The organism is Oleiphilus sp. HI0043, from assembly GCF_001634935.1.
Map to the genome: position 1 here is coordinate 1 of NZ_LWEY01001714.1, position 730 is coordinate 730.

General features: G+C 45.8%; 1 protein-coding gene. It reads right to left on the reverse strand.

Annotated elements, in window-relative coordinates; all coding sequences use genetic code 11:
* Positions 1–543, reverse strand: a 543-nt coding sequence (locus A3729_RS26130) for a wax ester/triacylglycerol synthase domain-containing protein (RefSeq protein WP_304439763.1), incomplete at its 3' end; no start/stop codon positions are given.
* Positions 544–730 lie beyond the last annotated feature (187 nt).

Genomic DNA, 730 nt, shown 5'->3' on the forward strand with positions numbered 1-730 from the left:
GGCATTATTAATATTTTCTGGACGGATCTTCTTCACTTGAGGCAAGGCCCACAAAGGCGGTAAACCACGAGCTTCAGGGTCTTCTGATAACAGCTTAGCTGTCATCCGCATTGCCGCCACACCGTCTAACATACAGTGGTGCGCTTTAAAGTACATCGCAAAACGACGACCTCGAATACCTTCAATCAAATGGCTTTCCCACATTGGTCGCTCTCGATCCATTAGGGCGCCATGCTTAACCGAAACCAAGGCGAGTAGTTCTCGAATTCTTCCTGGCTTTGGTAAGGCGCTATGACGAAAGTGATGCTCTAGATCAAACTGAAGATCTTCTTCCCAATGGTATTGGCCGAAGCGAGATTTTAAACGCTGATTAAAAGGCGCGATGGGTTGCTGAAAGGAACGCATATACTCAGCAAGCTCTGTCACATATTTTGGGCCGGCATCTTCAGGAAAGTGATAAAGGTGCAAACCACCCACATGCATTGGCTGCTGACGTTTCTCGAGCCATAAGAAAATCTGATCTGCTAAACTCAATGATTTCATAAAGATTCCATCCAAACTGTGAGTAAAAACGCGAAAAACTGCTCAGCCATATTTAAACTGTTTCCCCTGGCCAACTACAACTGGCACTCATCCTATGGGCCCAACAAGATTAAGTTTGGCGGCATCGCTATCAATAGTTATAAGCTACACATTCACCAAAGTGTAAAGAGCGCGCAAGGATACCCGA